At 74.1% G+C, this 21834-nt stretch carries 18 protein-coding genes; 10 read left to right on the forward strand and 8 right to left on the reverse strand.

The annotated features are described in order from the left end of the window. The first annotated feature begins 24 nt into the window (after positions 1-24). Positions 25-3090 (forward strand): glycosyltransferase family 2 protein, encoded by a 3066-nt coding sequence (locus IEY71_RS15610; protein WP_189086296.1) that lies wholly within the window; start codon positions 25-27, stop codon positions 3088-3090. After that, on the forward strand, positions 3080-4501 hold the full coding sequence (locus IEY71_RS15615; protein ID WP_189086297.1) for a DUF5719 family protein: 1422 nt from the start codon (positions 3080-3082) through the stop codon (positions 4499-4501). Before IEY71_RS15610 ends, IEY71_RS15615 begins: the two co-directional genes overlap by 11 nt. Before the next feature lie 25 nt (positions 4502-4526). Here IEY71_RS15615 and IEY71_RS15620 read toward each other — a convergent pair whose 3' ends face one another. After that, positions 4527-4862 (reverse strand): hypothetical protein, encoded by a 336-nt coding sequence (locus IEY71_RS15620; RefSeq protein ID WP_229781796.1) that lies wholly within the window; start codon positions 4860-4862, stop codon positions 4527-4529. 153 nt (positions 4863-5015) lie between these two features. On the opposite strand from IEY71_RS15620, the gene IEY71_RS15625 reads away from it, so the two are divergent. The 3 genes from IEY71_RS15625 (at position 5016) to ahcY (ending at position 8246) form a co-directional block, all read left to right on the forward strand. Beyond that, positions 5016-5231 (forward strand): DUF3499 family protein, encoded by a 216-nt coding sequence (locus IEY71_RS15625; protein WP_189086299.1) that lies wholly within the window; start codon positions 5016-5018, stop codon positions 5229-5231. Next, entirely contained in the window at positions 5231-6667 is a 1437-nt protein-coding gene (locus IEY71_RS15630) for a phosphomannomutase/phosphoglucomutase (protein WP_189086371.1), read from the forward strand. Before IEY71_RS15625 ends, IEY71_RS15630 begins: the two co-directional genes overlap by 1 nt. 97 nt (positions 6668-6764) lie before the next feature. Beyond that, positions 6765-8246 (forward strand): adenosylhomocysteinase, encoded by a 1482-nt coding sequence (ahcY, locus tag IEY71_RS15635; protein ID WP_189086300.1) that lies wholly within the window; start codon positions 6765-6767, stop codon positions 8244-8246. A 97-nt stretch (positions 8247-8343) separates the two neighbouring features. On the opposite strand, the gene IEY71_RS15640 is transcribed toward ahcY, so the two are convergent. Further along, complete coding sequence (locus IEY71_RS15640) at positions 8344-9180, reverse strand: RDD family protein (protein WP_189086301.1); 837 nt, start codon at positions 9178-9180, stop codon at positions 8344-8346. Between the two features lie 17 nt (positions 9181-9197). Between IEY71_RS15640 and IEY71_RS15645 the strand changes: the two genes are divergently transcribed. After that, positions 9198-10193, forward strand: coding sequence for a stage II sporulation protein M (locus IEY71_RS15645; RefSeq protein WP_189086302.1), 996 nt, complete (start codon positions 9198-9200; stop codon positions 10191-10193). Positions 10194-10294: 101 nt separating this feature from the next. Here the strand turns inward: IEY71_RS15645 and IEY71_RS15650 are convergent, their stop codons facing one another. The 6 genes from IEY71_RS15650 to IEY71_RS15675 all read right to left on the reverse strand — a co-directional run bounded on the left by IEY71_RS15650 (position 10295) and on the right by IEY71_RS15675 (position 16734). After that, complete coding sequence (locus tag IEY71_RS15650) at positions 10295-11020, reverse strand: aquaporin (RefSeq protein ID WP_189086303.1); 726 nt, start codon at positions 11018-11020, stop codon at positions 10295-10297. Between the two features lie 195 nt (positions 11021-11215). Beyond that, a complete protein-coding gene (locus IEY71_RS15655) occupies positions 11216-12601 on the reverse strand; it encodes a DUF58 domain-containing protein (protein WP_189086304.1) in 1386 nt (461 codons plus the stop codon). Position 12602: 1 nt separating this feature from the next. After that, positions 12603-13574 carry an AAA family ATPase gene (locus IEY71_RS15660; RefSeq protein ID WP_189086305.1) on the reverse strand — a complete coding sequence of 324 codons (972 nt, stop codon included), beginning with the start codon at positions 13572-13574 and terminating at the stop codon, positions 12603-12605. Then, a complete protein-coding gene (locus IEY71_RS15665; protein ID WP_189086306.1) occupies positions 13571-14836 on the reverse strand; it encodes a DUF4350 domain-containing protein in 1266 nt (421 codons plus the stop codon). Before IEY71_RS15665 ends, IEY71_RS15660 begins: the two co-directional genes overlap by 4 nt. A gap of 11 nt (positions 14837-14847) precedes the next feature. After that, entirely contained in the window at positions 14848-15498 is a 651-nt protein-coding gene (locus tag IEY71_RS15670; protein ID WP_189086307.1) for a DUF4129 domain-containing protein, read from the reverse strand. 6 nt (positions 15499-15504) lie between these two features. After that, positions 15505-16734: a DUF7847 domain-containing protein gene (locus IEY71_RS15675; protein ID WP_189086308.1), complete on the reverse strand. Its 1230-nt coding sequence runs from the start codon at positions 16732-16734 to the stop codon at positions 15505-15507. A gap of 175 nt (positions 16735-16909) precedes the next feature. On the opposite strand from IEY71_RS15675, the gene mtrA reads away from it, so the two are divergent. The 4 genes from mtrA to IEY71_RS15695 all read left to right on the forward strand — a co-directional run bounded on the left by mtrA (position 16910) and on the right by IEY71_RS15695 (position 21831). After that, entirely contained in the window at positions 16910-17590 is a 681-nt protein-coding gene (gene mtrA / locus IEY71_RS15680) for an MtrAB system response regulator MtrA (protein ID WP_189086309.1), read from the forward strand. 3 nt (positions 17591-17593) lie between these two features. Continuing rightward, entirely contained in the window at positions 17594-19261 is a 1668-nt protein-coding gene (gene mtrB / locus IEY71_RS15685; RefSeq protein WP_189086310.1) for an MtrAB system histidine kinase MtrB, read from the forward strand. Then, the gene (locus IEY71_RS15690) at positions 19254-20930 is read left to right on the forward strand and encodes an LpqB family beta-propeller domain-containing protein (RefSeq protein ID WP_189086311.1); all 1677 of its coding nucleotides are present in this window, start codon (positions 19254-19256) and stop codon (positions 20928-20930) included. Before mtrB ends, IEY71_RS15690 begins: the two co-directional genes overlap by 8 nt. Before the next feature lie 130 nt (positions 20931-21060). Then, positions 21061-21831, forward strand: a complete 771-nt coding sequence (locus tag IEY71_RS15695; RefSeq protein ID WP_189086312.1) for a ComF family protein — start codon at positions 21061-21063, stop codon at positions 21829-21831. The last annotated feature ends 3 nt before the right edge of the window (positions 21832-21834 follow it).

Here is a 21834-nt window from a genome sequence, read left to right on the forward strand (position 1 = left end):
GAGCCGGTGCTTAGGCTGACTCCGATGTCCCCCAGAGTGACCGCAATCCTCGTCGTGCACCACGGCGGCGAACGCCTGACCCGTGTGCTCGACGCCATCCGCGCGCAATCGCGCCGGCCCGAGCGGCTGCTGATCGTCCTCGCCCAGGTGAACGCGGAGACCCGAGACCTCGCGGCCGAGGCCGCCCCCGACGGTCTCATCCAGATCGAGGAGCGGGTCGCCTTCGGCGAAGCGGTGCGCCGCGCCGAGCAGACCCTGCCCCCGCCCGTGGACGACGAGGACGCCGTCTGGCTGCTCTCGGAGGACACCGAGCCGCAGCCCGGAGCGCTCCTCGCGCTCGAGACCACCCTCGAGACCGCGCGCTCCGTCGCGATCGCCGGACCGAAGCTGCTCGACGCGGAGGCGCCGGACCGGATCGCGAGCCTCGGTCGTTCGATGACCCGCTTCGGCGCCGCGGTCCCGCTCGTCTCCGGCGAACTCGACCAGGGGCAGCACGACGGGCTGAGCGACGTGCTCGGCGTGGACCCCGGCGGCATCCTCGTCCGACGCGCCGTCTGGCGCTCGCTCGACGGCTTCGACCCCGCGCTGCCCGTCGTGGACGACGGCCTCGATCTGGCGGTGCGCGCCCGCTTGGCCGGGCACCGGGTGTCGGTCGTCCCCAGCGCGCACGTGCGATTCGCCGGCGGCGGGCTCATCGGACCGGCCGCAGGCCATCGCGCCGGCGCGGTCCGCAAGCGCGCCGCAGCGACGCGGCGGGCAGCCCTGCACCGCAGGATGAGCTACGCCCCCGCCGCCGCGCTCCCGGTGCACTGGTTGAGCCTGCTCCCGCTCGCGCTGCTGCGTTCGGTGGTCCTGCTCGTGACGAAGGCGCCGGGCCGCATCGTCGGCGAGTTCGGCTCCGCCTTCCGCACGCTGTTCGCGTTCGGGGCCATCGCGCACTCCCGCCGGATCCTGCGCGGCGCCCGCACGGTGGGGTGGTCGGCCATCGCACCGTTGCGGCTCCAGCCCGACGAGATGCGCCGTCGCCGCCGGATCGAGGCGGAGGAGCGCCGCGCTCGCGCCCGCGGCCGTGTCGACGGCGTCGACTTCCTCGCCACCGGCGGCGGCTGGGTGCTGCTCGCCTCGGTCGTCGCCGTGGTCGTCGTGCTGTTCCCGCTGCTGACGGCGGGCGGCGTCGCGGGTGGCGGGCTGCTCCCGCTGTCCCCGGCGGTCGACGAGCTGTGGCGGAACGCGGCCTACGGCTGGCGCGACGTCAGCACCGGCTTCGTGGGAGCCGCCGACCCCTTCCAGGCGATCCTCGCCGTGCTCGGCTCGCTCGCCTTCTGGTCCCCGTCGTGGGCGATGGTCGCGGTGTGGCTGCTCGCGCTCCCCGTCGCCGCGCTCGGCGCCTGGTTCGCCGCCGCCCGGCTGACGGAGCGCGGCGCACTCCGAGCGCTCGCCGCGGCGCTCTGGATGTTCGCACCGCCGCTGCTCACGGCGCTCGCCGACGGGCGGCCGGGGCCGGTGCTCGCGCACGTCCTCCTCGGCTGGCTGCTCTACGCCGCGCTCGGCTCGGCGACGAGCTGGGCGACAGCCGCCACCGCCTCCCTGCTGTTCGCGGCGGTCGTGGCCTCGGCGCCGAGCCTCGCGCCCGCACTGCTCCTGGCCTGGATCGTCGCGATGTGCTTCTCCGGGCGCGGTGCCGCCCGCCTCGCGCTGCTGCCGATCCCGGCCCTCGCGCTCGCCGCGCCGCTCATCTGGGCCCAGCTCGCCGCGGGCAACGCGATCGCCCTCTTCGCCGACCCGGGGCTCCCGGTGCCCGCCGCGGTGCCGGGCCCTGGCGCGATCGCCCTCGGCTTCGACGGCGCCGAGCTCGGCGGGTGGCAGGGGGTGCTCGACGCGATCGGCGCCCCGATCGACCCGCGCTGGGTGGTCGCAGCGCTCCTGATCCCGCTGCTGCTCGCCGCGTTCGCCTCGATCGCGACGGGCCGGTACCGTGCGGCCGCGTTCACGCTCGCGGCCGTGGCCCTCGGCTTCGGCACGGCGATCGCCGCGGCGCAGCTCTCCGTCGCCGTGGTCGGCGACACGGCGGTGCCGGTCTCCACGATCCCCGGGCAGAGCCTCATGTGGCTGGGGCTGGTGCTCGCGGCGGTCGTCGCCCTGGACGGCCTGCGTCGCGCCGCCGCCTGGCTCGCGGCGCTGCTCGTCGTCGTGACGGCGGGAGCGGTCGTCCCGCTCGGCGTCTCGATGAGCACCGGACGCGCGGACGTGGCGCCGGCCGCCCAGCGGTCGCTGCCCGCGTTCGTCACGGCCGAGGCGGACCACGATCCGCGGGTGACCACGCTGCGGCTCGTCCCCGAGGCATCCGGCGGGCTCCGCGCGACCCTCGAGCACGGGAGCGGAGCGACGCTCGACGATCAGTCGACGTTCGCGCAGACGCGGACGAAGCTCGACGCGGGCGAACTCGCGCTCGCCGAGATCGCCGGCAATCTCGCGTCCCGCGGCGGCTTCGACGCGGATCGCGCGATCGACGAGTTCGGCGTCTCGTACGTGCTGCTCGGGGCGGCCGGCGAGGACGCGGAGCGTTCCGAGATCCAGACCGCCGATCGTGCTCGTGCCGCGCTCGAGGCCAACGCGGCGCTCGTCCCGGTCGGTGAGACCGACTTCGGCACGCTGTGGCGCTTCGCCGCCGCGGAGCCGGACGCGCCGGCGGCGCAGATCCCGGCCCGGGCAGGGGCCCCGCTGACGGGCTGGATCGCCACCGTGCAACTGCTCGTGTTCGGCGCAGTGCTCCTGCTCTCCATCCCGGCCGGTGTGGGCCGCGAGGAGCCGGGCAGGCGACCGCGCCGCCCCCGGCCGGAACGTCCGTCGCGCCGCCGGCCGAAGCCCCGGCCGTCGGCGGTGGACTCGGCCGAGGACGCTGCCGGCTCCGCGGACGGCGCCGGCGCGGGTCCGGGCGAGACGGCGCAGGACGACGGCGCGCCGTCAGTCGCCGAGACCTCGCACTCGGCGGAGCCGGGTGATGCGCCGGCGTCGGCCGAGCCGGGCGACGCCCGGGATGGCGGGACACCGCCGGCGGAGGAGCCCGAGGGAGGCCGAGATGCCCGATAGCCGTACCCTGATCCGCGCGGGCGGCCGAGGCCTCGTCATCCTCGTCGCCGCGGCCGTCGGCGTGACCGTGCTGGGCGCCGCCGCGATCGTCCCGTGGCCCGAGCATCGCGCTGAGCCGCTGTCGCGCTCGATCCAGCCCGCCGAGAGCCGCACGGTCCGCGTCTGCCCCGGCCCGATGCTCGAGCTCGGCGACGACGCGGAGAGCGTCTCCGCGCTCGGGAGCGTCCGCCTGGTCACGGCGACCGAGCCCGCGGACGCCGACGTCGAACAGCTCACCCTCGCCCCGCCGCGAGGCTCCGAGGACGACATCGCGGTGTCGCTCGCGACGCAGCCGGGCGGGGTGGATGCCGGCATGCTCGCCGGCGGGCAGGCGCAGCAGCTCGCCACCGAGACCGCCGCCGGCTTCGTGGCGGCGGCGTGCGCCGAACCCGTCGCCGAGGCGTGGCTCGCCGGCGGCACGACCGAGCTCGGCCGTTCGACGCTGCTGCTGCTCGCCAACCCCGGCGACGTGCCCGCCACGGTCGACGTGCGCGTGCACTCGGAGACCGGTCCGGTGGACGCGCCGTCGGGACTCGGCCTCGTGGTGCAGCCGGGCGCGCAGCGCGTGGTCTCGCTCGCGGGACTCGCGCCCGCGGCCGCGTCGCCCGTCGTGCAGGTGACGAGCAGCGGCGGCACGGTCGCGGCGAGCCTCGAGCAGACGTCGATCGACGTGCTCACCCCGAGCGGGGCCGAGCTCATCGGCACGACGGCGCCCCCGGCGAAGCGGCAGACCATCACCGGCGTGGTGGTGCAGCAGTCCGGCGGCATCGCCGTCGACGAGGACCACGCCGAGGGCGACGCGCACCCGAGCCTGCGGCTGCTCGCGACCGGCACCGAGCCGGTCGAGGCCGCCGTCTCCGTCGTGCCGGAGACCGGCGGGGAGGGGTCCGTCTTCGACGTCGTGCTGCAGGCGGGGCAGGTGAGCGACATCCCGCTCGGCGAACTCGCCGCGGGCGACTACACGGTCCGCATCGACGGCGACGGCGAGTTCGTCGCCGCCGCGCGCACCGCGACGCGGGTCTCAGGAGACGAGCTGCCGAGCGACTTCGCCTGGTTCCCCGCCTCGTTGCCGCTGCTCGACGAGACGCTCGTGGCGGTGCCGCAGGGGCCCGGCGCGAAGCTGCACCTCGCGAACCCGAGCGACGCCGACGTCGAGGCGAGCCTCGTCGCCGAGGACGGCGAGGAGGCGATCACCGTCCCGGCCGGTGCAGCCGTCTCCACGGCGATGCCGGCGAGCGGCGGTCGTGTGCTCATCACGGGCGGGGCGGGGCTGCAGGCCTCCGTCAGCTTCTCCGGGGAGCGGCAGCTGGCCGCGTTCGCCGTGCAGCCGCCCGGCCCGCTCGACTCGCCGATCCTGATCTATCCGCGCTGAGCATCGGCTCGGGCGGCGCTCGGGCTCAGAAGTGCCGGTAGCGTCCGGGGGCGAGTTCCCAGGGATCACGGCCGATGAGCTCGCCGACTGCTCGGAACACGCAGCTCTCGATCAGGAGCTTCTCGTCCTTGTCCTCACCCTCCTGCAGACGGAGGAAGCGCACGATCGGCAGTCGGAAGAAGACGATGCGCCGCTCGTCGTGGGAGACATGCCAACGGTCGACGTGGTCGTCGTGGATGGCCTCCGCCGGCGCCTGCGCGACCTCGAACACCGCGCCGTCGAGCTCCGGCCAGAGTCCGCGCAGATACGACGCGGTCGCGGCGATCGTCATCTCGAACTCGTCGATGCGGGTGGTCAGCAACGGCAGATGCGGCCCGGTGACGGGGGAGCGCAGGCCGCGACCGTGGCGATCCCTCGCGAGGCGCCGCGGCGAGCTCGGGACCCGGGCGACACGACGAGGACGGGGCATGCCCTCCATCGTAATGTCCGTGCGGCTCGCTACGCTGATCGAGCCATGAGACGTTGTTCGCGCACCGCATGCACCGCTGAGGCGGTCGCCACGCTGAGCTACGACTACGCCGATTCCATGATCGTCGTGGGGCCGCTCTCGCCGGTGCGCGAGCCGCACGGCTACGACCTCTGCGCCAGGCACTCCGAGCGCACGAGCGCCCCGCGCGGCTGGCAGGTCGTGCGGCACAAACCGATGGGTGAGGTAGGTTTCAAGGCGTGATCTCCGCCGCCGACTCCTCCGGTTCCATCGCCAGCCTGTCCGCCGTCGTCAAGGCGTACGACATCCGCGGCCTCGTCGACGAACAGCTCACCGAGCCGATCGTCGAGGCCGTCGCCGCGGCCTTCGTCGACGAGGTCGACGCGGCCGGCGGCACCGTCGTCGTCGGCCACGACATGCGCGACTCCTCGCCCCGCTTCGCGGCGGCGTTCGCGCGCGGCGCGGCGGCGCGCGGCGCCTCGGTCACCGAGATCGGGCTCTGCTCCACCGACGAGAGCTACTACGCCTCGGGCGCCCTGGCCGCCCCGGCCGCGATGTTCACCGCGAGCCACAACCCGGCCGCCTACAACGGCATCAAACTCTCCCGCGCCGGCGCCCAGGGCATCTCGCTCGACACCGGGCTCGCGGCCATCCGCGATCGCGCCGCAGGCTATCTCGAGCACGGCATCCCGTCCGTCGCGGAGCCCGGGGCGGTCACGACCCGCGACGTCCTCGCCGACTACGCCGCGTACCTTCGCGGCCTCGTCGACCTCTCCGGCATCCGGCCGCTGAAGATCGTCGTCGACGCAGGCAACGGCATGGCCGGGCTCACCGTGCCCGCCGTGCTCGGCGAGGCCGCGGGGCTGCCCCGGCTCCCGCTCGAGCTCGTGCCGCTGTACTTCGAGCTCGACGGCACCTTCCCGAACCACGAGGCCAACCCGCTCGAGCCGGCGAACCTCGTCGACCTGCAGCGCGCGGTCGTCGAGCACGGCGCCGACCTCGGCCTCGCCTTCGACGGCGACGCCGACCGCTGCTTCGTGGTCGATGAGCGCGGCACGGCCGTCACGCCCTCCGCGGTCGCCGCGATCGTCGCGCTCCGCGAGATCGCCCGGGTCCGCGCCGCGGGCGAGACCGGCGAGGTCGCCGTCATCCACAACCTGATCACCTCCCGCGTCGTGCCCGAGACGATCGAGCGCGCCGGCGCCGTGGCCGTGCGCACCCGCGTCGGCCACTCGCTCATCAAGGACCGCATGCGCGAGACCGGCGCCGTGTTCGGCGGCGAGCACTCCGCGCACTACTACTTCCGCGACTTCTGGGGCGCCGACAACGGGATGCTCGCCGCGATGCACCTGCTCGCCGAGTTCGGCGCCCAGACCGGCCCGCTCTCGGAGCTGTCCGCACGCTTCACGCCCTACGCCCTCTCGGGCGAGGTCAACTCCACCGTCGAGGACGTGCCGGCCGCCTACGCCCGCATCTTCGAGGCCTTCACGGGCCGCGCGGAGTTCGACGAGCTCGACGGCCTCACCGTCGAGGGCGTCACCGCGATCGACGAGCCGTTCTGGTGGTTCAACGTGCGCCCCTCCAACACCGAGCCGCTGCTGCGGCTCAACGTCGAGGGCGCCGACGAGGCGACGATGATCCGCATCCGCGACGAGGTGCTCGCGCTCATCCGCGCCTGAGCCGCGGCGCGGGCGCACGCCTCGAGTCCGGGGCGTGCAGCGTCACACTCGCGCCCGGAGTTCCCGATTCTCCCGCCGAGGCCGGAGAATGGATGCCATGAGCTCCCAGCCCCTCGCCACCACCCTGCCGTTCAAGGTCGCCGACCTCTCGCTCGCCGAAGCGGGCCGTCACCAGCTCCGGCTCGCCGAGAACGAGATGCCGGGGCTCATGGCGCTCCGCGCGGAGTTCGGCGAGGCGCAGCCGCTGGCCGGCGCCCGCATCGCCGGCAGCCTGCACATGACCGTGCAGACGGCGGTGCTCATCGAGACCCTCGTCGCCCTCGGCGCGCAGGTGCGCTGGGCGAGCTGCAACATCTTCTCGACGCAGGACGAGGCCGCCGCCGCGGTCGTCGTCGGCCCGGACGGCTCCGCCGAGGAGCCCGCCGGCGTGCCGGTGTTCGCCTGGAAGGGCGAGTCGCTCGAGGAGTACTGGTGGTGCACCGATCGCATCTTCGACTGGTCGGCGGAGGCCGCTGCGGCCGGGGCCGACTGGATCGGCCCGAACATGATCCTCGACGACGGCGGCGACGCCACGCTGCTCGTGCACCAGGGCCGCGAGTTCGAGCTCGCCGGCGCGGTGCCGGAGGCCGCCGCCGACGACAGCGCCGAGTTCCGGGTGGTGCTCGAGACCCTGCGCCGCTCGCTCGAGCTGTCGAGCGACCGCTGGACCCGCATCGCCGACGAGCTCCGGGGCGTCACCGAGGAGACCACGACCGGGGTGCACCGGCTCTACGAGCTGCACGCCCGCGGGGAGCTGCGCTTCCCGGCGATCAACGTCAACGACTCCGTCACGAAGTCGAAGTTCGACAACAAGTACGGCATCCGCCACTCGCTGCCCGACGGCCTCAACCGCGCCACCGACGTGCTCATGGGCGGCAAGGTGGCGTTCGTCGCGGGCTACGGCGACGTGGGCAAGGGCGCGGCGGAGGCGCTGCGCGGCCAGGGCGCCCGGGTCATCGTCTCCGAGATCGACCCGATCAACGCGCTGCAGGCGGCGATGGACGGCTACCAGGTCGCCCGCCTCGAGTCGGTCGTCGGCGACGTCGACATCCTCGTCACCGGGACCGGCAACAAGGACGTGGTGCGCCTCGAGCACCTCCTCGCGCTGAAGCACCTCGCCGTCGTCGCGAACGTCGGGCACTTCGACAACGAGATCGACATGGCTGCCCTCGAGGCGCTCCCGGGCGCCGAGCGCATCGAGATCAAGCCGCAGGTGCACGAGTGGCGGCTGCCGAACGGGCGCAGCGTCCTCGTGCTCAGTGAGGGCCGGCTGATGAACCTCGGCAACGCGACCGGGCACCCCTCCTTCGTGATGAGCAACTCGTTCACGAACCAGGTGCTCGCGCAGATCGAGCTCTTCACCCGTCCGGAGGCGTACCCGACCGCGGTGTACGTGCTGCCGAAGCACCTCGACGAGAAGGTCGCGCGCCTGCACCTCGACGCGCTCGGCGTCGAGCTGACCGAGCTCACCCCCGAGCAGGCCGCCTACATCGGCGTGCCGGTGGAGGGGCCGTACAAGGTGGACCACTACCGCTACTGACGGATGCCGCGGCGGCGCGCCGGCGCCGCCTCGGTGTCGGCTCGGCGCCCGCGCCCGCGCCTGCGTCGGCGCCCGCGCCTACGTCGGCGTCAGCCGCTCAGCGCTCGGGGAAGCCGTTCGGACGTGCGGTGAGCACCGGTTCGAGGGAGCGCATCCGTGCCGCCTCCAGCTCGAGCGCGGCGGCGTCGCGCTCCCGGCGCAGGGCGATGACGCCCGCGAGGAACAGCTCGGCCGGGGCATCCGGGATCGGCGAGACGTACGGCGACGCCTCCTGCGCGAGCGCCGCGGCGAATCCGGCGCGCCGTTCGGGCACGAGGTGCGCCGCGTTGCGGAAGAACGCGGAGATGCGCCGCTCGAGCGGCGCCGGGAGACGGCCGACGTCGGCCGTCGCCGCCCACGCCGTGAGCGGGGCGGGCACGCCGAAGGGATCTATCTCGAGCTTCGGCACGCGCTCCATCTGCGCGTGCGTGCCCGCGAGCAGATCGCCCAGCCGCTTCGAGGACGGGTTCAGGAAGCCGACGAGGAGCGCCAGCCCGCCGAGGGTGAAGTAGATCTCCAGCACGCCGGTGAGCGCGCGGATGAAGGCGTGCCGGAACCCGATCGAGCCGCCGTCGTCGCGGACGACGCGCAGGCCCACGGCGAGCTTGCCGAGCGATCGGCCGCGGCTCGCCGTCTCGACCGTCGTCGGCACGACGACGAGGCAGACCACGAGCACGGCGATGCTGACGGCGCGGAACGCCGCCTCGTCGAGGCTGAGACTCGCGGCGAGCCAGACCAGCCCGCCGCCGACGAGGAGGGTCGCCAGGACGTCGATCGCGGCGCCGGCGGCCCGCAGCACCGCGCCGGCCGGGCGGACGTCGAGCTGCACCGCCTCGCCCGTGAGCACGCCCTCGTCGGTCGCGGTGGAACGGCGCTCGGGCGCTGCGACGGTCATGGGTAGTATTCAAGCAGATGGATCTCGACGCTCTCGCAGCAGCCCGTGCCGACGACTGGCAGCGTCTCGACGCGCTCACCCGGCAGCGCCGCCTCGACGGTCGCGAGACCGACGAGCTCATCGAGCGCTATCAGTCCGCCGCCTCCGACCTGTCGACGGTGAAGACGACCGCCGGATCCACCGCACTCGGCGAGCGGCTGTCGATCCTCCTCGCACGGGCGCGGCTCCGCTTCACGGGCGTGCCCGAGAACCCGTTGCGCCAGTTCACCCGCTTCTGGCTCGTCTCGCTCCCCGCCGCGCTGTACCGGGTGCGCTGGATCACCCTCGCCGTGGCCGTCGCGACCGTCGTCGTGGCCGGCCTCTTCGCATCCTGGGTGCTCTCCGATCCGCGGGTGATCGCGAATCTCGGCAGCGAGGCCGAGCTCAAGCAGCTCGCCGACGAGGGCTTCGCCGCCTACTACTCCGAGCACCCGGCGGCCTCCTTCGCCGGCTCCGTCTGGGCCAACAACGCCTGGATCGCCGCGCAGTGCATCGCCTTCGGCATCGTCGGCGTCTGGGTGCCGTGGGTGCTGCTGCAGAACGCGCAGAACCTGGGCGTGACCGCCGGCATCATGCTGCACTTCGACGAGGCCGACACCTTCTTCCTCTACATCGCGCCGCACGGCCTGCTCGAGCTCACCTGCGTGTTCGTCGCGGCCGCCGCGGGGCTGCGCATCTTCTGGGCCTGGATCGCCCCGGGCCCGCGCGGGCGAGGCGCGGCGCTCGCAGCCGAGGCCAGGGCGCTGTTCACCATCGCGATCGGCCTCGTGTTCTGGCTGTTCGTCTCCGGGCTCATCGAGGGCTTCGTCACCCCGCAGCCGTGGCCATGGGCCGTGAAGATCGGCATCGGCGCGCTCGCGCTCGCCGCGTTCCTGTTCACGATGCTCGTGCTCGGCCGCCGCGCTGCGAAGGCGGGCGAGACGGGCGACCTCGCGGAGTTCGATTCCGGTGAGCGCCGCATCGTCGCCGGCTGAGTCCGGTCCGGCCGCGCCGGCCGGCGGGAGTCGGCCGAGGCGGCGCGAAGACGCCGATGGCGGATGCCCCGTCGGGGCATCCGCCATCGTGGTGGTCCGGCTCAGGCGCTGAGCTTCGCCGCCCGGTCGAAGATCAGCTTGTAGAGCACGCCTGCGATGAGTCCGCCGACGATCGGGGCGACGATCGAGGCCCAGAGCTGCACGAGCGCCTCGCTGCCGCCGAAGATCGCCGTCGCGATCGAGCGGGCCGGGTTGAACGAGCCGTTCGTGATCGGGCCCGCGACGAGCACCAGCACGGTCAGCGTGAGACCGATGGCCAGCGGGGCGAAGTTCGCCGCGGCGCGGCCCGCCGAGGTCACGCCGAGGATGACGAACAGGAAGACCGCCGTGGCGACGATCTCGGCGATGAAGAAGGCACCGATGCCGAAGCCGGCGGGGGAGAGCTCGTCGTAGCCCGTCGAGGCCGAGCGGAACGTCGCGACGACGTCGGCCCCGGGAGCGCTCGCGACGATGCCGAGCAGCACGACGGCGCCCAGGATGCCGCCGACGATCTGCGCGACGAGGTACCCGGCGACGTCCTTCCACGCGAAACGACCGGCGACCGCGAGGCCGAGCGTCACCGCGGGGTTGAAGTGCCCGCCCGAGATCGGACCGAAGGCGTAGGCGGCGACGAGCACGCTGAGGCCGAGCGCGAAGGCGACGCCGAGGAGGGTGGCGTTGGCGGACGAGAAGATCGCCGCGCCGATGACGCCGAAGACGAGGATGAAGGTGCCGAGGAATTCGGCGGTGAGCTTCTGCCCCGTCGAGGGGGCGGCCGTTCCGGCCATGCTGGTGTCCTTTCCTAGGGAGACGAATCGCCTCCTGCGGAGGCGACGAAACGGCGCGGGACCCCTCCGCGCCGGGCATGAGCCTATCGAGAACACGGATCGCCGAAGCGGCGAGGCGCACCGGTGTGTCGCGCCACGACGTCGGATGACGGCGGGCGACATCGCGTGCCGCATCGGGCCGCTCGGAGGCGACGGCTACAGCCGGCCAGCGGCCTTCAACGCCAGATAGCGGTCTGCGAGCGCGGGCGGGAGCTCGTGCGGCGGGGCGCTCACCGTCTCCGCGCCGAGCCGGCGGATGGCCGCCTCGACCCGTGCCCCGTCGAGCAGGGCGCGCTCGGCGGCGGCGGCCCGGTAGACGTCGTCGAGGTCCTCGGTGCGGGCGCTCGCGGCCACGGCCTCGGGATCGGCCACCGAGGCGACGATCACGAGGTGGCGTGAGGTGAGCTGCGGGAGCATGGCGAGCAGACCGGCGGCGTTCGCGGGCGAGTCCACGCCCGTGAGGAGGACGACGAGCGCGCGACGGCTGGTGAGCCGCCGCACCTGCGCGGGGACGGCGGCCCAGTCGGCCTCGATGAGCTCCGGGTCGATGGTTGCCATGACGTCGACGAGCTTCGCGAGCAGTTCGGCCCCGTTCGCCCCGTGCACCCGGCCGCGGACGCGGCGGTCCCAGGCGAGCCAGTCGACCCGGTCGCCGGCGTGCGAGGCGAGGGCGGAGAGCAGCAGGGAGGCCTCGAAGGCCGTGTCGAGCCTGGGCTCGTCGGCGACGCGGGCGGCCGCGGTCCGCGAGGTGTCGGTGACGATCACGATGCGCCGGTCACGCTCCGGGCGCCAGGTGCGCACCATCAGCCGGGTGCCGCCCGGGGCGTCGGGGTCGGTGCGGCGCGCGGTCGCCCGCCAGTCGATCGAGCGGACGTCGTCGCCGCGGACGTACTCCCGGATGGAGTCGAATTCGGTGCCTTGCCCGCGGATCAGGATCGGCGTGCGCCCGTCGAGCTCCCGGAGCCTCGTCAGCCGGGACGGCAGGTGCACCCGCGAGGCGAACGGGGGCAGCACGCGCAGCACGCCGGGCGCGGCGAGCGTCGCCTGCCGCGACCACAGGCCGAGCGGTCCCGCGCTGCGGATCGTGACCTGCTGGACCCGACGGTCGCCGCGTCGGCGGGGGACCAGCACGAGGGACACCCGACGCCGTTCGCCGGCGGGGATGCGGAGCCGGGAGCGGTTCGCGCCGACGACGCCGGCGGAGGGCTGCCAGCCGTCGCGGACGACGGCGCGGAGCGCCCGCCCGCCGAGGTTCTGCACGATGAGGTGCGACTCCGCGGCCTCTCCGAGCCGCACCCGCGGCGGCAGCTCCCGCTGCAGCGCGACCCGCCGCGGGGAGGCGGCCAGGGAGAGATCGATCGCGCCGAGCCCGACGCAGAGCGCCGCCCAGGCGAGCAGCATGAGCCACGCGGCCTGCCCCCCGGCGGCCGCCACCGCGGCCGGCGTCGGCGCACCCGACGCGGCGCCCGCCAGCGCACCCGCGACCACGATGGGCACCACGCCGAGCGCGAGGAGCAGCACGAACCTCCCGGAGATCGTCATCTCAGAGCGGGACCCTGACCTGCTGGACGATGCCGCGGAGCACCTGATCGACGGCGACGCCCTCCAGCTCGGCCTCCGGCCGCAGCTGGACGCGGTGACGCCAGACCGGCAGCAGCATGGCCTGCACGTGGTCGGGCGTCAGGCGCTCGTAGCCGGTCAACCAGGCCCAGGCCTTCGCCGCGGCCAGCAGGCCGGTCGCCGCCCGCGGGCTGACCCCGAGGCGGAGCGACGGCGCGCGCCGAGTCGCCCGGGCCAGATCGACGAGGTACGCGAGGACGTCGTCGGAGGCGCCCACCCGGCCGGCCGCGGCGCGCGCGGCCGAGAGCTCGCCCGCCGAGAGCACGGGCTGGACCCCGGCCGCCTCGAGGTCGTGCGGGGAGAAGCCGTCGGCGTGACGGCGGAGCATCGCGAACTCGGCGTCGCGCTCGGGCACCTCGAGGACGAGCTTCATGAGGAAGCGGTCGAGCTGCGCCTCGGGCAGGGAATAGGTGCCCTCGTACTCGATGGGGTTCTGCGTCGCGGCCACGAGGAACGGGTCCGGGAGCGGGCGGGTGACGCCGTCCGCGGAGACCTGCCGCTCCTCCATCGCCTCGAGCAGCGCCGACTGGGTCTTCGGCGGGGTGCGGTTGATCTCGTCGGCGAGGAGCAGGTTCGTGAAGATCGGGCCCTCGCGGAACGCGAACTCGCCCGATCGAGGGTCGTAGGCGAGGGAGCCGGTGACGTCGCCGGGCATCAGGTCGGGAGTGAACTGCAGCCGGCGCGTCTCGAGTCGCAGCGTGCGGCTCAGGGTGCGCACGAGCAGGGTCTTCGCGACGCCGGGAACGCCCTCGAGCAGGACGTGGCCGTCGGCGAGCAGGGCGATGATGAGGCCGGTGATCGCGCCGTCCTGGCCGACGACGGCCTTGCCCACTTCGGCACGCACCCGGTTCAGGGCGTCGCGCAGCTCGGCATCCGTCTGGATGGGGTCGGTCATGAGGGCCTTCCTGGTCGTTCGGTGGTCTGCGTGGGGTCCGCGTCGGGTCGCAGGGTGCGCCGCACCTCGGCCTCGAGCTCGTGGATCGCGGCGGCGAGCTCGACGAGCCGCCGGTCGTCGGCCGGCTCCTCGTCGACGAGCAGCCGCTCGGTGGCGTGGGGGGCCCGTCCGGTCGCGAGCGCGGCGGAGACGGCGATCTCACGGGCATCGGCGGAGCGGGGCAGCTTCAGCAGGCCGAGCAGGCGGCCGAGCGCGCCGATCCGCAGCTGGTCGAGCGCGTGGGTGCGGACCGAGCTGCGTTCGTAGAGGCGCGCGCGGCCCTCGCGGGTCTCGGCGACGGGGACGTCGACGAGCAGGTCCTCCGCGACGAGCGGTCCGAAACGGCGGCCGCGCCACACCGCCGCCGCGACGACGAGCGCGATGGTGAGCAGGATGACGGGCGTCACCCAACCCGGGGTGAGCTCGCCGAGCGTCGGGGCGGAGGCGGCATCCACGTCCTCGAGGCCCGGCACGTACCAGGTGAGCTCCGCCGTCTCGCCGAGGAGCCCGAGTGCGAGCGCCGCGTTGCCGGCCTCGTCGATCGTGTCGTTCGCGAACGCGGTCGGGGCCGCGACCACCGTGATCCGTCCGCCGTCGCTCGGCCCCTCGGCGAGAGCGACGCCGAACTCGCCGTCGGGGAAGCAGCCCTGCCAGCCCGCGGCCCGGGCCTCGTCGTCGATTCGGAGCAGACGCTGCCCATCGGAGAGGGTCCCGGCCCGCTCGGCCGCCGGAAGGGCGCAGCCGGCTCGCTCGAGCGGTCCGCTCGCCGAACCAGCGAGCCGGACGCCGTCGGCGAGCGCGTCGAGCGAGGCGAAGTCGGGGGCGATGACCACGAGGCGATCGGCCGAGCCCGCGAGCTCGGCGAGCCGTTCGGGTTCGAGGAAGCCCGCCACATCGGCGACCACGACGGTCGCCCCGTCGCGGGCAGCGCTTCGCGCAGCGTCGAAGGTGGAGACCTCGCCGACCTCGACGCCCTGCGCGCGGAGCACCTCGACGACGGCCTTCGCCCCGGCCGGGCCGGGATTGTCGGCGCCGAGCGGGGTGCCACCGCCGCTGACCCGGCCCTGGAGCACGAGCAGCACGACGGCGCCCAGCACCGCGACGGCCGCGATGGCGATCCAGGTGCGGGCGCGGTGCAGGCCGCCGCGCAGGGTCGGCGTGAGCGAGGTCGCCGCCCGGGCGCCGGTGTCCGTTGGGGTCGCCGGCGCAACGGCCTCGGGCACGCTCGGGCCGCTCACACCGGCACCGCCGGTCCGTGCGCGACCGCGTCGACGGGCGGGGTCGTCGCGATGACGGTCTCGAGCGCGGTCAGTTGCTCGTACTCGGCTGCGCCGCCGCTGCGGCCCAGGTAGCGGACCTCGTCGAACGCCCGCGCGGCCTGCTGCAGCCCGGCGGCGTGCTCGGGGAACGGTGTCGTCGCCGCCGCGGCGATCGCGTGCGCCGTCGTGCCGGGATGGACGCGCACGAGCTCGCGTTCGGTGAGGCCGCGGGCGAGCGCCCGGAACCGCTCCTCGATGGCGAGGGGCCAGTCGCCGCGCTGCGCGGCGAGCGCGGCGGCCCTGCGGAGCTCGTCGAGCCCGCGGACGTCGCCGTCCTCGAACAACGGGACCTGCGCGGCGCGCCGTCGTCGGAGCCTGGGCACGCCGAACACCAGCAGCCCGATGACGACGAGGGCGACCACGATGAGGACCACGATCCCGATGACGAAGGGCTGCGGCACCCCGCCGGCCCCCGAGAAGAGCTCGCCCAGCCACTCGCCGATGCGCTGCATCAGCCGGTCGAACCAGCTCGGCTCGGCCGCACGGTACTCGGGCTTCGCGAGCTCGTCGATGAGCCAGCGCCGGGCCTCCTCGGCATCCGGGTCGACCGGGATCTCGATGCGCACGGCGGTTCAGGCCCAGCCCGGCGAGCTCGCGAGCGGTGCCGCGGACGGCACGAACGGGTCGCCGACCGGGGAGCCGGCCTCGCGGAGCTCGACGTGCCGCTGCAGGACGAGGTCGAGCCCCTCTTTGCGCATGCGGAGGTCGAGGTAGACGACGGCGACGACGGCGGACTGGACGACGGCCGTGACCGCGCCGATGACGAGCGAGAGCACCATCGAGATCGCGTAGACGGCGATGATCGCGCCCGCCCCGCTGCCCGTGCCGGTCGGATCGATGAGGCCGGCGATGATGCCGCCGATGAGCGTGACCGGCGTCGTCACGAGCTGGGCGGCGAAGTACAGGATGACGGCGACGAGCGCCTCGACGCCGAACGTGCGCCAGAAATACCCGTTCGTGAGCTGCCACGAGCGGGCGATCGCGCGGCCGACGCCGACGTGCTCCATGACGATGACGCTCGGGACGAGGGACAGCTTCACGGCGAGCCAGACGCCGAGCGCGACGACGCCGAGCGCGACCACGCCGACGATGAGGACGGTCGCGACGATGCCGCCGACTCCGCCCGAAGTGACCGAGGCGAAGCCGACGCCCACGAGGACGCCGAGCAGCACGACGGCGAGGATCGCGACGACGACGGCGATCGCGACGAGCAGGGTCCAGCCGACGAGGGGCCAGATGCGTCGGGCGGTGCGCCGCCACAGCTCGCCGAAGCGGAGCCGCTCGCCGAGCGTGCTGCTCGCCACCTCGACGACCATGATGCCCTGCAAGAACGCGCTGCCCACGATGGACAGCGCCATGGGGATCAGCATCAGCAGCAGGAAGCCTCCGACCGCCCCCGCGGTGATCGCGTCCTGGTCGGCGACGCTCGCGGAGCCGAGCCGCGCGGTCATCGCGAAGAAGAACGGGACGAAGGCGCCGACGGTGGTCAGCGCGACGACGAGCTGCACGATCAGCCCGCTGCCCAGCACCGGCCCCGGATTGCGCCGGAGCGTGCGGAACGGCGCCCACATCAGCGTGCCGAAGCCGAGCGGTCGGAGCGGCAGGAGGCCCGGCTTCGGCGGCGGCGTCCATCCCGGCTGGGGCGCGCCGTATCCGGGCGGGGGCGTGGCGCCGTAGGCCTGCTGGGAGCCGTTCGCCCACTGCGGCGCGCCGGGGGCTGACCAGGGACCGGGGACCGGGCCGCCGTTCGCCGGCGGCGGCCACGCGCCCTCTGCGGGCGGCTGCCACTGCGGATCGGTCACGAACGGGCTCCTTCCGGCGGTCTTCCCATGCTTTCACATCCGGAACGGAACGCGTCGCCGCCGTGCACAGGCGGGGGCGCGAGCACCCGGATCCCGCCCCCGCCGCCGCCGAACGGCTACGCTGGGACGACCGGCCACGTCGCAGAAGCCCCGGCCCGAGCGGAGATGTGAATCGATGTCCCAACGCATCCTGGTCGTCGACGACGACACGGCCCTCGCCGAGATGATCGGCATCGTGCTGCGTTCGGAGGGCTTCGAGCCGATCTTCTGCAGCGACGGCGCGCAGGCCGTCGAGGCGTTCCGCGAGGCGCGACCCGACCTCGTCCTCCTCGATCTCATGCTCCCGGGAATGGACGGCATCGAGGTCTGCGGCCGCATCCGGGCCGAGTCAGGCACGCCGATCATCATGCTCACCGCCAAGAGCGACACGGCCGACGTGGTGCGCGGGCTGGAGTCCGGCGCCGACGACTACATCGTGAAGCCCTTCAACCCGAAGGAGCTCATCGCGCGGATCCGCACCCGACTGCGCCCGGCGCCCGAGCAGGCGCCCGAGACGCTCGGCGTCGGCGACCTCGTCATCGACGTCGCCGGGCACGAGGTGCGGCGCGGCGACGAGCGCATCAATCTGACGCCCCTCGAGTTCGACCTGCTGCACACCCTGGCCGCGAAGCCGCAGCAGGTGTTCACGCGGGAGATGCTGCTCGAGCAGGTCTGGGGCTACCACTACAAGGCCGACACCCGGCTCGTCAACGTCCACGTGCAGCGCCTCCGCGCGAAGGTCGAGCACGACCCCGACAATCCCCGCATCGTCATGACCGTGCGCGGCGTGGGCTACCGCGCCGGCGCCACCACCTAGGCCATGAGCTCGGCCGAGGCGGCGCCGGCGACGCTGCGGATCGGCCGCTGGCGAGGCATCCCGCGGCGGCTGGCGTCACTCTGGCGCCACTCGCTGCAGTTCCGCACCGTGCTGATCACCCTCGCGCTGTCCGGCCTCGCGATCCTCGTCATCGGGCTGTACATCAGCTTCAGCGTGGCCTCGAACCTGTTCCAGACGCAGCTCGACCAGGTGCTCGGCTCATCGAACAACGCCACGGCCGCCGCGCAGCGCATCCTCAATCCCTCGGACGCGTCCGACCAGGCCGCCATGCAGTCCCTCATGGACTCGACGGTGAAGATCGTGCAGTCGAGCTCGGGGAGCTCGCTCATCGGCGTCTACCGGGCGCCCGAGCAGGACCCGTCGACGATCGCCCCGCTCGGCAGCATCGCCCCCGGCCTCGAAGCCGTGTTGACCGACGAACTGCGCGAGCGGGTGCAGGAGAACCCGGGCGGCCAGTTCTGGCAGTCCGTGGCCCTCGACGACGGCGCGGGCGGCACGGACCCCGGGGTGGTCGTCGGCTCCGATCTGCAGGTGCCGGGCGCCGGCCGGTACGAGCTGTACATCGGCTACGACTTCGCCGACGCCCAGCAGACCCTCGACCAGATGCAGGCCACCGGCGTCGTCGGGGCGATCGCGCTCCTCGCGCTCCTCGCGGTCGTCACGCTCCTCGTCGTCCGCTGGGTCATCGAGCCGATCCGTACCGCGGCGATGACGAGTCGGCGGCTCGCCGCGGGCGACCTCGGCGTGCGGATGCCGGAGAAGGGCGAGGACGAGCTCGCCACCCTCGCCGCCTCGTTCAACGGCATGGCCGACAGCCTGCAGGCGCGCATCCGGGAACTCGCCGAGCTCTCCGTCGTGCAGCAGCGCTTCGTCTCGGACGTCTCGCACGAGCTGCGTACGCCGCTCACGACGATCCGGCTCGCCGGAGACGTGCTCTACGGGCAGCGCGACGACTTCCCCGGCCCGACCGCGAGGACCGTCGAACTCCTGCACACCCAGACCGACCGATTCGAGCAGCTCCTCGCCGACCTGCTGGAGATCAGCCGCTACGACGCCGGCTCCGTCGAGCTCGCGACGGAGCCCACGAACCTCGTGCATCTCGCCGGCGATGCGATCGAGTCGATGCACGAACTCGCGCAGGAGCGGGGCAGTGAGCTGCGGCTCGATGCTCCCGGCGGCCACCTCGACGCGCAGGTCGACCCCCGGCGGATCCGCCGCATCGTCCGGAACCTCCTCGGCAACGCGATCGAGCACGGCGAGGGCAGACCGATCGTGATCGCGGTCGACTCGAACGAGCAGGCGGTGGCGCTGAGCGTCCGCGACTACGGGCTCGGCATGAGCGAGGAGGAGCAGGCGCACGTCTTCGACCGCTTCTGGCGAGCGGACCCGAGTCGCACCAGGACCATCGGCGGCACCGGGCTCGGGCTCGCGATCTCGCTCGAGGACGCGGTCGCCCACGGCGGGGCGCTCGACCTCTGGTCGCGCCCGGGCGTGGGGACCGTCTTCCGGCTCACCATCCCGAGGAAGGCGGGCGGGGAGTTCGGCGAGTCGCCGCTCCCGCTCGCACCGGTCGACCCGGAAGCGGTCGGGCCCGGCGCGCCGAACACGGTGACCACGGACACGAAGAGCCTGGGGGTGCCCGATGCGTAAGAGTCTCGCGCTCGCCGCGGCGGCGCTCGCCGCGCTGCTGCTCGCGAGCTGCGCCTCCCTGCCGAGCTCCGGCGGGGTGAACGCCGGCAGCCCGGGAACGGGGGAGGAGACGCTCGAGCTCGACCTGCAGGCGCCGTCGCCGACCGAGGGCGCCAGCCAGGAGGAGATCCTCCGCGGCTTCATCAACGCCGCGACGAGTCCGCGGAGCAACTACGCCGTGGCCAGGCAGTACCTCGCCCCGCAGTTCGCCGACCAGTGGCAGCCGGGCGAGGGGGCGACGATCGATCGCTTCGCCGACCGCGACACGGTCCGCGTCGACGACACCCGCCTGCAGATCGACGCCGTGCCCGCGGCCGAGCTCGCCGCCAACGGGCAGTACCAGGCGGCGCAGTCGCAGGCGCCGATCCAGCTCGACTACCGCTTCGTGAAGGTCGGCGCGGAGTGGCGGATCAGCGAGGCCCCGGCCGGCGTGCTGATGGACGAGTCGAACTTCTCGCGGGTCTACCGCACCCACACCCTCTACTTCTACGACGTCGACTTCCGCTTCGCCGTCCCCGACGTGCGCTGGTTCGCCGGTCGCGAGTCGGTGCAGACGAGCATCGTCCGCGCGCTCCTCGCGGGGCCGGCGGACTGGCTCGACGCCGGGGTGGTGTCCGCGTTCCCGGAGGGCGTCCGCCTCGACCCGGACGCGGTGCCGATCGACGGGGGCGTGGCTGACGTCTCCCTCGAAGGCGTGCCGGTGGACGACGAGCTGGCGGCGCAGCGGATGCGCTTCCAACTGCGCGAGAGCCTCGCCTCGGTGCCGAACGTCGACGACGTCCAGCTCTCCCTCGACGGCACGGTGCAGACCGGCCCCCTCGCCTTCACCGCCATCACCGACCCCGTCGCCGACACCCGGGCGGTCGTCTACGACGGGACGAGCTTCGGCCGGCTCGCGGCGGGCGGTGGCGAGATCGAGCCGATCCCCGGCCTCTCCGATCAGATCGCCTCCCTGCTGCCGACCGCCGCGGCGCTCGCGCCCGACGCCCAGGCGGCGGCGGTGCGCTCCGTCGAGGGGGACGTGTACCGGGTCGACTTCGAGGCCCAGCCCGTCCGCGTGGACGACCGCGCCGGGCTGATCGCGCCGGCGATCGACGGCCAGGGGTACATCTGGACCGTGCCGGCCGGCTCGCCGCGGGAGATCCGCGTGACCGGGCCCGACGGCAGCGCCGTGGCGATCACCCCGCCGTGGGCGTCGAGCGGCATCGCGGCGCTCGAGCTGGCGCCCGACGGCACGAGGCTCATCGCCCTGCTCGACGACGGCGCGACGAGCAGCTTCGTCGCGGTGGCGGTCGCGCGCACCGGCGACGGCGTCCCGCAGTCGCTCGGGACCGCGCAACTGGTGCTCGCGGGGGAGACGGGCGACGCGGAGGACGTCAGCTGGCTCGACCAGACGACGGTGGCGTCGCTCACCGCCACGGAGGGCGGCAGCGGCATCGTGAGCCAGGTGCTCGGCGGCCTCGCGACGCGCCGCGACGGCCCCGCCGGCGGTATCCAGCTCGACGCGGCGGCCAGTCCGAGGGAGTACCGCGTGCTCACGAGGGACGGCGAGCTGGAGACGGTGAGCGGCGTCGGGTGGCAGGTCCGGGCGAGCGGCGTGCGCTTCCTCGGCACCCAGCTCGCGGGCTGAGCCGTTTCCCTCGGCACCCAGCTCGCGGGCCGAGGCGGAGTCGTCCTCCCCAGCTCTCGCACGATGGCACTTCCCCCCGGGAACGGGGGGTGCGGCGTACGGGCGGATGGCTCGCTGGGATCCTCGAGGCATGGATCGATCACGGGTCGGCGCCGCCTTCGCCGAGGCCGTCGCGCTCGCGCTGCCGGTCTCCTGCGCCGGGTGCGGGGCGTTCGACCGATCCGTCTGCGCGAGGTGCCTGCGCGAGCTCGCCCCCGCCCCGCGGCTCGTCGTCCGCGAGACGGGCGACGCGGCGCTCGCCGCCTGGGCGGGGCTCTCCTTCGGCGGGGTGGTCCGGCCCGTGCTCGGCGCGTTCAAGGACGCCGGCCGCACCGACACGGCCGCGGCACTCGCGCCCGCGCTCGGTGCGGCGATCACCGCCGCGCTGCTGGCGATCGCCGCGCCGGGAGGGTCGGACGGGATCGAGCTCTGCACGATCCCGTCGACGCCCGCGGCGCTGCGGGCGCGCGGCTACCGGCCCGTCGAACGCCTGCTCGCGCAGCTCGGGCTGCGGTCCGCCCGCGTACTGCGGCCCGTCGCCGCCCACCTCGACCAGGCCGGGCTCGACGCCGAGGCGCGACGACGCAACTCCACCGGCTGGCTCCGCGCGCGGGGAGCGGCGGGGCGGACCCTGCTGCTCGTCGACGACGTGCTCACCACCGGCTCCACGCTCGCGGCCGCCGCGGCGGCGATCGAGTCCGCCGGGGGGGCGGGTCGCGGGCTTCGCCGTGCTCGCCGAGACCCCGCGCCGCCACCGATGAACATCGCAGGAGATCTTCGGCGAACTCTCCGTGACAAGCGGCCCGAAGCGGGCTACGGTGGCAGCACAGGCGTGGTCCAACCACCCTTCAGAACCGGGTGACAC

It is taken from the genome of Agromyces mediolanus (assembly GCF_014648575.1).
Classification (GTDB): domain Bacteria; phylum Actinomycetota; class Actinomycetes; order Actinomycetales; family Microbacteriaceae; genus Agromyces; species Agromyces mediolanus.